Origin of the sequence: Thermoleptolyngbya sichuanensis A183, assembly GCF_013177315.1 — a bacterium.
Taxonomy (GTDB): Bacteria; Cyanobacteriota; Cyanobacteriia; order Elainellales; family Elainellaceae; genus Thermoleptolyngbya; species Thermoleptolyngbya sichuanensis.
This window is the reverse complement of sequence record NZ_CP053661.1, coordinates 1,664,546-1,677,312: the sequence shown is the minus strand read 5'-3', so window position 1 is coordinate 1,677,312 and position 12,767 is coordinate 1,664,546. Positions and strand designations below refer to the sequence as shown.

Sequence of the window (12,767 nt, the reverse complement as noted above, 5' to 3'; positions counted from 1 at the left end):
GGGTTTTCTGAATTTTGGACGATTTCTCGCGCTCTTTAGTTTGGACTAATGGTGAAGAGGAAGGCAGTCAATGAGAAGCACCGACTGCCGTAAGGTCAATGAAGTACAACCAACATTGACCCCATGATTTTCAACGAACTTCAGCAATTTCGCCAAACGTTGTATGCCAGCTTGGGAAACGCCAGAGATGCCCTGTTTGATCTGATGGATGCCGTGTTAGTGAGTGCGTGCATCGTGTCGTTTGTGAGGCTATCGCAGAGTCCTGTCTTTCGTCGCCAGTGGTCGAGCACCTATGAAGCGTTGCGCGATAGCCGCCTACCCCGATCAAAGGTGCTGAAGCTGTTGGTGCAGCAGATACCGACTCAGCAGCAACCGTTGTTGGCAGGTGATGCGAGTCGGTGGAACCGTCCTGCTGCCAGGCGTTTGAAAGACCGCACCTTATCAGGCAGAACAGGACATGCCCCGATAGCCGGACAAAACTACAGTACCTTAGCCTGGATTGCTGAAGACAGGGGCAGTTGGGCATTACCATTGCGGCATGAGCGCATCACCAGCTTTGAAACACCCGCCAGTAAAGCGGCATTCCAACTCAAACAAGTGACTCGGCAGTTAGCGGTGCGTCCGTTGGCGATCTACGACCGAGGGTACGGCAATGCCAGTTTTGTCAACCAAACGGCAGGGATTGAGGCAGACTTGCTGCTGCGGGTTACATCCAATCGATGTGTCTATGGCGCGCCCCCAGCGTATCGAGGGCGAGGCGCACCTGCCAAGCATGGACATAAGATGAAACTCAATGACCCTGACACTTGGAGTGTCCCGGTCGAAACCGTTGAAGTCGATGATCCCAACTGGGGACGAGTGCGGGTCAGTCGTTGGAGTGCATACCATTTCCGCAAATCCCCCAAACGGGCAATGGAAGTGTTGCGCGTGGAGGTGCTGGAGACACAGAGCAGCACGCGACGCTTGGCTCCTTTGTGGTTAGTTTGGCTGGGTGAGCAGATGCCTCCGTTAGAAACCCTGTGGTTGCACTACCTCCGTCGCTTTGCCATTGAACACTGGTATCGCTTTGCCAAGCAGAGGCTATATTGGACACATCCCCAGTTCAGTTCTGTATCGGCAACCGAACAGTGGAGCAGCCTGATGCCGTTGCTCAGTTGGCAGTTGTGGTTAGCGCGAAAGGACTGTACTGACCACCCCTTGCCCTGGCAGGCACCGCAAGAAACGTTGACTCCGGGTCGGGTCGCACAAGCGTTTGCAGGCATTTTGGCAGCGATTGGCACCCCTGCTCCTGCGCCTAAACCTCGTGGTAAATCGCCAGGACGAGGCAAGGGGCACAAGCCAACTCCTCGTCCCTGCTATCCGATGGTCAAAAAACGAGCCTCGAAACGCAAGACATCCGAACAATCCCTGAACAGTCCGGTTGCAACAGCAGCTTAACTGCGAGCAGGATTGTATCCAATTCCTTAAGTTCAACTGTTATGAACGGTTGAGCAGATTCTTTATGGCATCCTGTTGAGCATTATTGTGATGCCAGTTAGTCCAAACTAAAGTAAATAGAGGCAGGCGAACCTGAGGGTGAACTTTAGTCTGAAAGAGATGCTTCTGAAGCCCGCCTATGAGTCGCCTACCGGAAATCGCCAATCCCAAGCGCAAAGCCTATCCCAGTGATATGAGAGATGCAGAATGGAGCGTTTTGCAACCGCTGATACCTGCCGGTAAAGGCTTTGGTCGTCCCCGTGAAGTGGACTTTCGAGAAATCCTCAACGCAATCTTCTACGTGCAGCGTACTGGATGCCAGTGGGAAATGCTACCGCATGACCTTCCCCCGTATACAACGGTGTACTTCTACTTTTGCAAATGGCATCGCAAGGGGATTTGGCAGCAGATGCACGACCAACGCCGAGCAGACCTGCGGCAGAAAATGGGCAGAACCATAGACTCCAGTGTGGCAATTGCTGATTCCCAATCGGTCAAGACCACCGAAAAAAGGGGGGCATCTACGGTTTCGACGGTGGCAAAAAGGTTAAGGGGCGTAAGCGCCACCTCGTTGTAGACTCCCAAGGGCTTTTAATTGGGGTATTAGTCACCGAAGCGAATGCCTCAGAACGGCTTGGAGCCGTGGTCACGCTCGATGAAGCCAGCGATAAACTCTCCCGGCTTGAGGTGGTGTGGGTAGACCAGGGGTATAGCAGCAAGAAGTTTGCCCATGCAGTCCAACAGGTCTGTGGGGAACCTGTCCGCGTAGAAGTCATCAAACGAACCTCCAAGTCGTTTGAAATTCTGCCTAAGCGCTGGATTGTGGAGCGAACTTTTGGCTGGTTGAATCGCTATCGACGCTTGAGCAAAGACTACGAATTGTATTGCGAAATGAGTGAAGCCATGATCTACGGTGCCATGATTCAATTGATGCTCAAGCGCTTGGCAGCTTAGCTACTTTATAAATCAGCTCTAAACAAGCAAGTATTCACACGCTGGTTTGAGCAATCCCTAAACCCATTGCAACCGATGCTGCATTTAGCCAAAGCCCACTGGCAGGCGATCCGCGCCCATGCCGAACAAACCTACCCGCAAGAATGCTGTGGGCTGCTGCTAGGACAGACAGCATCGACAGGCGACGAAACGATTCGGACGGTGGTAGAACTGTGGACGGCTGAAAATGCCTGGAACCCAGAAGCCGCTGCGCTGATTTCAGACCTGCTGAGCCAGCCTCAACTCGCAAACAGCAAGCGCGATCGCTACTGGATTGATCCCCAAGAAATGCTGGCTGCGATGAAATATGGGCGCGATCGCCAGCTCGACATTATCGGCGTGTATCACTCCCATCCCGACCATCCCGCTGTGCCCTCAGAATGCGACCGGGCGATCGCCTGGCCACACTATTCCTATATCATCGTGTCTGTTTCCCAAAGAAGCGCCCAGGATTTACTATCCTGGAATTTGGATCAAGACCATGCCTTTCAGGCAGAACCCCTCATCTATTCTGAATCATCTTAGAGCTAATTTGTAAAGGAGCCTGAAAGCCTTGTTAATCAAGGATTTCCGAGAAACCGCTTTTCCTGGGCAAACATGACCTCAAAGCCACACATGCCAAGAGTTTCAGGCTTCTTAAGATTTGCTTCATAAATTAGCTCTTAGGACTTACTACTCTGTAAATTAAGTTTTTTGGACTCAAGCGAGTGAGTAGTAGACTGTTCACAGTCCTATTGTTAGTTGAGTAGAGATGAAAAAGTGCCAAGTCGAACTGCGTCCAACCGACCGCGATTACCTAAAGAATTTGTTGCGTAAGGGTCAACTGGGAGCCCGGCAGTTTAAGCAGGCAACTGGTTTACTGGAACTTGACCGAGGCAAACCCGTAAGTGCCGTTGCGATGACCTTAAGTGTCTCAGAGACGACGGTGCAGGCATGGCGCGAGCGCTATGAACAGGAAGGATTGCAGATGCTGCATGACAAGCCCCGCTCGGGTCGTCCAATCGAGTTTGATGGTGAGCAACGAGCCAATATTACGGCTTTAGCCTGTAGTGAAGCCCCAGTCGGTCATGACCGCTGGGACTTGCGTCTGCTGGCGGATAAGGCGGTTGAACTGAACTATTGCTAGAGTATTTCACATACGCAAGTCGCGAAGATTTTCAAAAAAACGAGTTGAAGCCTCACCTCAAGCAGACGTGGTGTCTGGGTCAATTGGATAGCCGCTTTATTGCTCAAATGGAACAGATCCTTTGGTTGTACGCCCAACCTTATGACCCTGCCTACCCGGTAGTCTGCTTCGATGAGCGTCCCTGTTTCCTCATCGGTGAGGTGGTTGCCCCGTTGCTGATGCAAGCGGGTCATGTCTACAAAGAACACTACAGTTATGAAAAAAATGGCTCTTGTGCCTTGTTAGCGGCAATTAAACCCTGAACGGGAAACCGTCTAGCTGAAACTGCCAGGAGCAAACTTAGTCGTCACTACGACAACATTCGACCTGCACCAGTGGGAGTAAAACCGTCAGATACTTAATTTACAGAGTACTTACGCACTTGCGATTAAGTTTTCTGGGTTTTGGACGATTTCTCGCGGGCTGCGCCCGCGAGAAATCGTCCAACTGTGTAAGTCCTATAATCTGTTCTGAATAATTGTGATGTCGAGATGAAGTGTAGCGGGATGTTGGAATATTTTGGAGTATTGGAGTCGTAGTCTGATGAAAAGATTGAAAAGATTCCGACGAATCGATTGAATTAGTTTTAAGGAGGAACAGACATGAGGAAGATAAATCTAAATCCTTCCTCATTCCGCCTGAATCTATCACTCCGTTACCCAAAAACCTTAATATCCTGTCCTAGCTCCTAACCTCTAAACCCTGATACCCAAACCCCTATGCTCAATCCCAATCTGGACGAGATCCAGTTAACCAAAGACGACTACGAACGATATTCCAGACACCTGATCCTGCCGGAGGTCGGTGTAGAGGGACAAAAGCGGCTGAAAGCGGCTAGTGTTCTCTGCATCGGTACAGGTGGGCTAGGTTCCCCGTTGCTGCTGTACCTGGCGGCGGCGGGCATTGGCCGCATCGGCATTGTAGATTTTGACGTGGTGGATCACTCCAACCTGCAACGGCAGGTGATTCACGGCACCTCCTGGGTCGGCAAACCTAAAATTCAGTCCGCCAAAAACCGGATTTTGGAAATCAACCCCTACTGCCAGGTGGATCTTTACGAAACCCGCCTCAGTTCCGAGAATGCGTTGAGCATTATGGAACCCTACGACATTGTGGTAGACGGCACCGACAACTTCCCAACGCGCTATCTGGTGAACGATGCCTGTGTCCTGTCGGGCAAGCCCAATGTCTACGGCTCTATCTTCCGGTTTGAGGGGCAGGCGACGGTGTTTAACTACCAGGACGGGCCCAACTACCGCGACCTCTATCCCGAACCCCCACCACCGGGTCTGGTGCCCTCCTGCGCCGAGGGTGGCGTGCTGGGCATTCTCCCTGGCATTATTGGCGTGATCCAGGCGACGGAAACGGTGAAGATTATTCTGGGGCAGGGGCAAACCCTGAACGGGCGGCTGCTGCTGTTCAACGCGCTTAACATGACCTTCCGAGAGCTAAAGCTGCGCCCCAATCCAGAGCGTCCGGTGATTGAGAAACTGATCGACTACGAAGAGTTTTGTGGAATTCCCCAGGCCAAAGCAATGGAAGCACAGCAACAGTCTGAAATGCAGGAAATGACCGTGACTGAGCTAAAGCAACTGCTCGACAGTGGTGCAGATGGCTACGTGGTGATTGATGTTCGCAATCCCAATGAATACGAAATTGCCAAAATTCCCGGTACGACGCTGATTCCGCTGCCGGAAATTGAAAACGGCGACGGCGTGGCCAAGGTGCAGGAGTTGCTGAACGGGCACAAGCTGATTGCCCACTGCAAGATGGGCGGGCGCTCGGCCAAGGCGCTGGCGATTTTGAAAGAGCGGGCCGGGATCGACGGCATCAATGTGAAGGGCGGCATTACTGCCTGGAGCCGCGAGGTTGATCCCTCCGTGCCGGAATACTAGGTCATGGAACACTAGGTCAACCGATGACCTCTCCCGTGGGGCGATCGCCCGTTTTGTGGCGGCAGGTTTTGGGGCTGGCTGCAGTGCAGTCGGCTATTACGCTGATGTGGGTGATGTATGGAGCCTACGTCCCTCAACTGCTGGAGCAATTTGGGCTACCGATCAGCCTGGGGGTGGCGATCGCCGCCCTGGAAAATGCGCTGGCGATCGCCTTCCAGCCGCTCATGGGGAGCCTGTCTGACCGGGCGCAGCGCTGGACGGGCACCCGCTTCCCCTTCATTGCCGTCGGGGTCGTGTTAACGGCGGCGCTCTTTTTGGCGATTCCTGGCATCACGGTGCTGGACACGGGCACGGCGCTGCGGGGTCTGATGCTGTTCGTGCTGGTGGCGTGGTCGCTGGCGATGACGGTGTTTCATAGTCCCGTGCTGTCGCTTTTAGGGCACTACACGACGGTTTCGCATCTGCCGCTGGCCGCCAGCTTCCTCACGGTGGCCAGTGGCATTGTGGGGACTCTGGTGCCTGTGGTCAACCAGATGATCTTGAACCTGGGGCCGCTGGCCACTTTCTTGGTGGGATCTACAGTGCTGCTGCTGGCGGCGGCGCTGCTGAGGCGGCTGGATGCGCCAGTTTCCTTCACCCTGTCAGGGGCGATCGCCACGGATGCGTCACCGTTGCCCTCGCTGGGCAGCCTCAGCTTTTTGGCGGCGGTGGGGCTTTGTCTGGGCTGGGGGGCAGCGGCTAATGATGGATGCGGTGCGCGGCATGACCTCGACCCATCTGCCGGGTCAAAACTCGAATCAAATCATGCTCTGGGTGGCGATCGCCATTGCCGTCGTTGCCGTGCCCTTGGGGGCGATCGCCACTCGCCTGGGCAATCGACTAGCCCTGACGGCTGGCGTAGTGGGGGCAGTGCTGGTGGCGACGCTGTGGGGGCTGGTGCCCTCGGCGGCGATTGTAGCGCTGGGTATTCTAGTGCTGATTTTGGCGCTGGCGCTGATTCAAAACGGCGGCTTGCCTGTAGCCCTTGCCCAAGTGCCCGTGAGCCGTGCTGGGCTGGGCGTGGGGCTATACCTCGGCGGCGTTTCGGCGGCCAATCTCCTGCAAAATGCGTTGCAGGCGGGTCTGCTGTCACTCAGCCTGGGTAGGCTGTCGCTGCTGGGTGCGGCGGCGCTGCTGGTGGCGATCGCGCTGCTGTGGGCCCGCAAGCCTTCTCCTACTCCTGGGTGAGGGGCGGTCGCCCAGTCAGATCCTCCAGGATGAGCAGATAGTTTTACGCAAGTTGGGTGAGGTTTTAGCTCTGTTTCAGCGATTATTCTAAGAAGCATAGAGGTTAACTCTCAGTTGCCTGATGACAGGCACCTCTTGTTTGAGAAACGGGGCTAAGGGGGCTTGCCCCGTTTTTCTTTTTAAATCTGGTTAAATCTGGCTGGTTAAATCTGGCGACAAACCAGCTAGCGATAAGAAGTCACCAACACTTCGGTAATTTTTCCCCGGCGACGGGCGTTGGAGTTGATTGAGCGGGCGGCAGTGATGGTGTGGGTGGGAAAGTCTGCGTAGAGGTCGCGGATAAACTCGCAGTCAGAGTTGGACAGCATTGCCTTGACCCCGCGCCGCGCCAGTTCTGCAAACACATCCCGCAGGCGAATTTGGTCGTCTCGGTTAAAGGCGTAGCGGTTGTAAGACGTGAAGCGGCTGGTGGCGCTGATGGGGTAGTAGGGCGGGTCGAGGTAGACAAAATCCTGCGGCGTGCGGGCGTGTTCCAGCACCATCTCAAAGGGATGGGCGAATAGTTCCGTGTGGCGGAGGGCGATCGCCGCTGCTTGCAGCAAGTCTACGTGGCAAATCTTAGGGTTTTTGTAGCGCCCCATCGGCACGTTGAACTGACCCCGCGAGTTCTCTCGGTATAGTCCGTTAAAGCAGGTTCGGTTCAGGTAGATCAGCCGTGCCGCCCGCTCCACATCCGTCGTTCCCGGATTGCTCCGCACCCAGTAGTAATAGTCCTGACCGTGATGAAGCTGGTGTTCTTCCAGCAGCACTATCACATCCATCACGCGATCGCGCACACAGCGATAGACGTTCACCAGCTCATCGTTAATATCCATCAGCACCGACCGCGCCGGTTGCAGCCGAAAAAAAATCGCGCCGCCCCCCAAAAACGGCTCGTGATAGGTTTCAAAGGAATCGGGAAAGTAGGGGAGATATTGCGAAATCAGTTGTCCCTTGCCCCCGGCCCACTTGAGAAAGGGGCGCGGCAAGAGAGTGGGCGAAACGCTAGTAACCAAGGAACTATCCGGGGAGACGGTGCGGGTACAGATGAAATTACCCATTAGAATAGATGACGAGAAAAATTTCGGCGCATTTTCTTATTTGCAACTCCAATGCAGGACTTTTTTACCAACGTTTCTCGCTACCCCCGCTATTTAATTAGCTTTTCGCTGGGCGTGCTATACACATTCGTCAAGCCGCTGTTGCCGCTGTTTCAAAGGCCCACGACGGCGATCGCCACGTCTCTTCTGCTCCTCTCTGGCTTCGCCTTCATTGCCTTTACCCTCCGCGCTATGCTGGAGCTTTAGGGATTCAGACGCTCGGTGTCGGGTGCTAGGTCGCAATCACCAGATACCGCCTGATCCCTGACCCCGCTCCTTCACCCATGAACCCTGATTCTTTTGCAACCCTATGGCAACCGATCGGCGGGTTTCCCGCGTCTCAGAATTAATCAAGCGCGAAGTGAGCCAGCTTCTGATCTCTGGCATCAAGGACGATCGCGTTGGCGTGGGCATGGTCAGTGTTACCGAGGTCGATGTGTCGGGAGATTTGCAGCACGCCAAGATCTTCGTCAGTATTTACGGTTCGGACGAGGCCCGCGCAGAGACGATGGCGGGGCTAAAGTCTGCTACGGGTTATGTCCGCAGCACGCTGGGTCAGCGGATTCGCCTGCGTCGCACGCCGGAAGTTGTGTTTGTGGAAGATCGCTCCATCGAGCGGGGCACTCAAGTCCTGTCGTTGCTTAACCGCCTCAGCGCCGAGCGCAAGCCAGAGACTTTGGAAGCCCTCCAGTCGTCTGAGAACCGGGCTGAGTCAGACTTTTCCGACGAACCGGAAGATGAATTTGACGATGAACTCGACGACGAACTAGAGGATGAACTAGATGACGAGTTCGACGACGAACTGGACGACGAATTTGCCGACGAACTCGATGATGACTTCGATGACGAACTGGATGAGGATGAGGACAATTCCCTCATTCGCGCTGAGGATTAGCCCAATTTTTAGCCCGGTTTCATGACGACTCGCGCCCAGCTTCGTCCCCAGTGGGAAGACCTGTCGCTGCCGCAGCAGGTGGCGCAGATGGTGGTCGTGCGAGCCTCCGGCTACTGGTTTGACCATCAGATTCAGTATCCCGCCTGGGAGCCACCCCTGGAAACACTGCGCTACTGGGTGGAGGATTTGGGCGTGGGTGGTGTGATTTTGCTGGGCGGCAGTGCGGCGGAGGTGGCCGGGCGATCGCACTGGCTCCAGTCTTGGGCAGAGTTGCCGCTGCTGATTGCTGCCGATGTGGAAGAGGGCGTGGGGCAGCGATTTGCAGGCGCGACCTGGTTTCCCCCGCCGATGGCGCTGGGTGAACTTGCCAAGCGGGATTTGCCTGCGGCCTTGCGCGATGCCGAGGCGATGGGCGCGGCCCTGGCGCAGGAAGCCCTTGCCGTGGGCATTAACTGGGTGCTGGCTCCAGTGGTGGATGTGAACAACAACCCGGCGAATCCAGTGATCAACGTGCGGGCCTTTGGCGATACACCAGAGATCGTCAGCAAGCTGGCCACCGCCTTTATTCGAGGCGCACAGCAGTTTCCGGTGCTGACCTGTGCCAAGCACTTCCCCGGCCACGGCGACACGGCCACCGATTCGCATCTAGATTTGCCGCTGATCCCCCACGGATTGACTCGACTAGAGCAGGTTGAATTTCCTCCGTTTCAGGCGGCGATCGCCCAGGGGGTCGATTCCATCATGAGCGCCCACCTGCTGATTCCGGCGCTGGATGAACGCTGGCCCGCCACGCTGTCGCGCCGGATTTTGACCAGGCAACTGCGCGATCGCCTGGGCTTTGACGGGCTGGTTTCAACGGATGCGCTGGTCATGGGAGCGATCGCCAATCACTATGGCCCCAACGAAGCCGCCGTGCTGGCCGTGGAAGCGGGAGCCGACATTTTGCTAATGCCTGCTGACCCAGAGGGCGCAATTCAGGCCGTCTGCGATGCTGTCGCGTCGGGTCGCATTGCCCCAGCGCGGATTCAGGACTCCCTCGCCCGCATTCAGCAGGCCAAGCGCAAGCTGCGTCCCCAAATGCCCACGGGCGGCACGTCCCACGCCTGGGAAAATTTGCCGCCTGCTGGGTTCGACATCGAGCCGCTGATGGCGCATCTGGCCCAACCCCAAACCCAGCACTTGGCGACCGACCTGCTGCAAGGGTCGATGCGGGTTCATGTGCCTACGCGCTCCCGGTTGCAGAATCTGACCCTTGCCGCGCCGCGCCGCACGCTCATTGTGCTGGATGATGTGCTGGAGCGAGAGTTTTTGAACCGCACCGCGCCAGCGATCGCCCTCCCCAGACAGCGCGGCTTTCGGGTGGAAATCGTCGATGGGCACACACCGGCCGGTCTAGCGCTTCAGGAACCGTCGCCCACGCCCACACTGCTGCAACTCTTTGTGCGGGGCAACCCGTTTCGCGGCAGCGCTGGACTGAGCCAGCTTGCAGCAGGGTGGTTTCAGCATTTGCTAGACACGCAGCAGTTGGCGGGGCTGGTGGTCTACGGCAGTCCGTATATCCTGGAGCAGTTTTTGCCGCAGTTACCCGTTGAGGTTCCCTATGTGTTCACCTATGGGCAGATGGCGCAGGCCCAGTCGATCGCCCTGCAAACCTTGCTAGTCGATTGAGCTAGTTGATTGAGCTAGTCGATTGAACAGATTGAACCCCGCTACGTCCGCGTCTCGTAGCACAGCACCCGCCGCCTGACGCGATCGCGCTCTTGAGGATGTTGAATCAGCCCGGCCACTCGCAGCGCCTCTGCCTGACGAGCCAGTTGGGCATAGTGGATGGCAATCGCCTCGTAGGCGCTGGCGCGATCGCGGTCGTCGTCTACAACTGTGCCGCCTTCATTGCCAAAGGTGAAGGTGCGGATTTCGGGGTCGGGAATCGTGCGGGCGAGTTCTAGGGCGCGAGCGAGGTAGGCGATCGCCTCTTGCGGCTGGCCGTCCTGGCGGGCCCGCTCCACCAAAGACAGCAGCAACCCAACGCGGATTTCGGGCGTGCGGCTCTGGTCGATGACCTTTAGCACCTGATCTGTGTGCCCGTCCCGCAGGGCGGCCTCTGCCACCGTTCCCAGCGACATCTCCCGGCGGTCGGGGTCGGGCGTGGCCAGGGCAAGCTGCAAGGCCAGATCGAAATGGCGCAGGGCCACGGTTTGCTCCACTAGCGACCATAGATAATAGCTGCTGGTGGAAAAGTCGTTGATTTCAACTGCGCTGCGCCGAACCAGGTTGAGCATGGACGGATCTACAGGCTGGCGGGCATTGGCCACTTCCAGCGCCACCGCTGAGGCTGCTTGCAGGCGATCGATCGGGGTCGCTAGCCCGGCGGCAGTGGTTCGTGCCTCGTTAAATAAGTCCGTGGCGGGGTCAATATTGCCCGTGAGCAGGAGTTGACGAGCGATCGCCGCCGTCAGCCGCACCTGCGTTAGCCCATCGGTTGGGTGAACCGCCTGACGCAATTCCAGTGCCCGGTCTGCCTGGTTCGCATTCACATAGGCTGTTGCCAGCGCCATCATAGCCTGACTGCGAATCTCCAGATTTTCTGGCGCAATGCTCATCCATGCCTGGTCTGCGGCGGCCAGGGCTTGTCGTTCGGCAGCCCGCTGCACAATCAGCAAGAGAACGATATCGCGATCGCCCGCCAGAAAAGGATCGGTTGGCGCAGTGGCGATGCGGATGGCAGGGTCATAGGCCGAAACGGCGATCGCCCGCTGCACCAGGTGGCGAACCTGAAAGGCTTGCCAATCGGACGGAACCTGCCGTAGTGCAGTCTCCACCTGCTGCATCACGGCGGCTGCTTGGTCTGTCTGCTGCTGTCCCCAGAGTTGCAGCGCCAGGTTGGTCAGCACGCTCGATCGCTTCTCGGCATCCGTCATTGCCTGCGCCACCGCCAGCGCCGGGTCGATGCGAACGCCCGCGTAGGTGTTGACCACGGTTTCTAGCGTGAATTCGGTATCATTGACTGATTTTGCAACGGTCACGGCTTCCTGAAACAGGGCCTCGCCCCCGGTCAGGTTGCGGGCGGTGTAGGCACTGGCGACTTCGGCCAGGGCGATCGCCCTCGCGCTGGGGTCGGCAATGCTCCGGGCTGTGGCCGCCGCAGACTCCCACTGGCTTTGCGTCAGTTGCATCCGCACAATCTCCAGCTTGGCCTGCCCCTGGGCATAGGGCACGTCAGTAAGGCGCTGGGCAATTTGCTGCGCCAGTGTAATCTGTCCGGCTTTGGCATAGCTGGCCGCGACTTTGGCCAGGGCGCTGCGGCGGCGGGTTGGGTTGGGGTGAACAATGGCGCTGGCGTGACGGTTTGCCTGATTCAGCAGCGCGATCGCCCGGTCTACCCGTCCGGCCGATACCGCCGCATCGGCAATCGGCACTAGCGCATTGACCTTAAATTCGTCGCCTTGCACTGTCTGCACTGCCCGAGCCGCCAGTTCCAGCGTTGCCCCCGCCGCCTCCAACTGGTCTAGCGCCAGATAAGCACGGGCGATCGCCAGCAGGGTTTGCGATTTCAAAAAGCTGTAGCCTGCTCCCAACGTCCGGGTTTCCCGCACGGCTTCTGCCAGCATCGGCAACACCAGACCGGGCTGGTCGCGCTCGTCAGCCTTCTCGATCAGGGTTCGCCAGGGATTGGGGTTATAGCCCGGTTCTTCGGTAATCAAGCCCGCCAGACGCAGCGCTTTTTGGGGTGCGGGCAGGCTGCCAGCCAACTTCAGCAGGGCAGTCATCTGGTCGCTGGCGGACTCCAGCCGTTCGGCTGCCAAATCTGCTTCCAGGCGGCGCATCCGGCTAAAAAAGTGGCGATCGCTCTCTGTGTCCTGCTCTTGCAAACAAAACCCAGTCATGGCGCGGGTGGGCTGTGGCTGTGCCTGCGCTGGAGCAAGGGCAAATTGGTGCAAGTTTCCAAACACTAAAATCAACAAAAATCCGCTGGACTT

9 protein-coding genes and 2 pseudogenes are annotated in these 12,767 nt (G+C 57.0%); 9 read left to right on the top strand and 2 right to left on the bottom strand.

Translation table 11 applies throughout. The annotated features are described in order from the left end of the window. Nucleotides 1–123: 123 nt before the first annotated feature. The 6 genes and pseudogenes from HPC62_RS07065 (at nt 124) to HPC62_RS07040 (ending at nt 6,674) form a co-directional block, all read left to right on the top strand. Nucleotides 124–1,437 carry an NF041680 family putative transposase gene (locus HPC62_RS07065; RefSeq protein WP_172353244.1) on the top strand — a complete coding sequence of 438 codons (1,314 nt, stop codon included), beginning with the start codon at nt 124–126 and terminating at the stop codon, nt 1,435–1,437. A 178-nt stretch (nt 1,438–1,615) separates the two neighbouring features. After that, nucleotides 1,616–2,430, top strand: a pseudogene (locus HPC62_RS07060) (IS5 family transposase). A 75-nt stretch (nt 2,431–2,505) separates the two neighbouring features. After that, on the top strand, nt 2,506–2,994 hold the full coding sequence (locus HPC62_RS07055) for a Mov34/MPN/PAD-1 family protein (RefSeq protein ID WP_172354372.1): 489 nt from the start codon (nt 2,506–2,508) through the stop codon (nt 2,992–2,994). Nucleotides 2,995–3,367: 373 nt separating this feature from the next. Continuing rightward, the gene (locus HPC62_RS24280; protein ID WP_205370243.1) at nt 3,368–3,595 is read left to right on the top strand and encodes a helix-turn-helix domain-containing protein; all 228 of its coding nucleotides are present in this window, start codon (nt 3,368–3,370) and stop codon (nt 3,593–3,595) included. Nucleotides 3,596–4,353: 758 nt separating this feature from the next. Next, a complete protein-coding gene (gene moeB / locus HPC62_RS07045; RefSeq protein ID WP_172354370.1) occupies nt 4,354–5,529 on the top strand; it encodes a molybdopterin-synthase adenylyltransferase MoeB in 1,176 nt (391 codons plus the stop codon). Between the two features lie 23 nt (nt 5,530–5,552). Then, nucleotides 5,553–6,674, top strand: coding sequence for an MFS transporter (locus HPC62_RS07040; protein WP_172354369.1), 1,122 nt, complete (start codon nt 5,553–5,555; stop codon nt 6,672–6,674). A gap of 306 nt (nt 6,675–6,980) precedes the next feature. Here the strand turns inward: HPC62_RS07040 and HPC62_RS07035 are convergent, their stop codons facing one another. After that, a complete protein-coding gene (locus HPC62_RS07035; protein WP_225906696.1) occupies nt 6,981–7,811 on the bottom strand; it encodes a DNA adenine methylase in 831 nt (276 codons plus the stop codon). 96 nt (nt 7,812–7,907) lie between these two features. Between HPC62_RS07035 and HPC62_RS07030 the strand changes: the two genes are divergently transcribed. From HPC62_RS07030 to HPC62_RS07020, 3 genes and pseudogenes are all read left to right on the top strand, one after another. Continuing rightward, a complete protein-coding gene (locus tag HPC62_RS07030) occupies nt 7,908–8,102 on the top strand; it encodes a DUF751 family protein (protein WP_172354367.1) in 195 nt (64 codons plus the stop codon). Nucleotides 8,103–8,205: 103 nt separating this feature from the next. Next, a pseudogene (rbfA, locus tag HPC62_RS23390) lies at nt 8,206–8,577 on the top strand (30S ribosome-binding factor RbfA); the annotation flags it as partial. A 234-nt stretch (nt 8,578–8,811) separates the two neighbouring features. Then, nucleotides 8,812–10,458: a glycoside hydrolase family 3 N-terminal domain-containing protein gene (locus HPC62_RS07020; protein ID WP_172354365.1), complete on the top strand. Its 1,647-nt coding sequence runs from the start codon at nt 8,812–8,814 to the stop codon at nt 10,456–10,458. A gap of 41 nt (nt 10,459–10,499) precedes the next feature. On the opposite strand, the gene HPC62_RS07015 is transcribed toward HPC62_RS07020, so the two are convergent. Beyond that, nucleotides 10,500–12,749, bottom strand: coding sequence for a hypothetical protein (locus HPC62_RS07015; RefSeq protein ID WP_172354364.1), 2,250 nt, complete (start codon nt 12,747–12,749; stop codon nt 10,500–10,502). Nucleotides 12,750–12,767: the final 18 nt, after the last annotated feature.

What these genes read in the sequence shown, in the direction of transcription:
- HPC62_RS07030 (WP_172354367.1), top strand. Translation starts at nt 7,908, where the DNA reads ATGCAGGACTTTTTTACCAACGTTTCTCGCTACCCCCGCTATTTAATT.
- HPC62_RS24280 (WP_205370243.1), top strand. Translation starts at nt 3,368, where the DNA reads ATGACCTTAAGTGTCTCAGAGACGACGGTGCAGGCATGGCGCGAGCGC.
- moeB (WP_172354370.1), top strand. Translation starts at nt 4,354, where the DNA reads ATGCTCAATCCCAATCTGGACGAGATCCAGTTAACCAAAGACGACTAC.
- HPC62_RS07040 (WP_172354369.1), top strand. Translation starts at nt 5,553, where the DNA reads ATGACCTCTCCCGTGGGGCGATCGCCCGTTTTGTGGCGGCAGGTTTTG.
- HPC62_RS07020 (WP_172354365.1), top strand. Translation starts at nt 8,812, where the DNA reads ATGACGACTCGCGCCCAGCTTCGTCCCCAGTGGGAAGACCTGTCGCTG.
- HPC62_RS07055 (WP_172354372.1), top strand. Translation starts at nt 2,506, where the DNA reads ATGCTGCATTTAGCCAAAGCCCACTGGCAGGCGATCCGCGCCCATGCC.
- HPC62_RS07065 (WP_172353244.1), top strand. Translation starts at nt 124, where the DNA reads ATGATTTTCAACGAACTTCAGCAATTTCGCCAAACGTTGTATGCCAGC.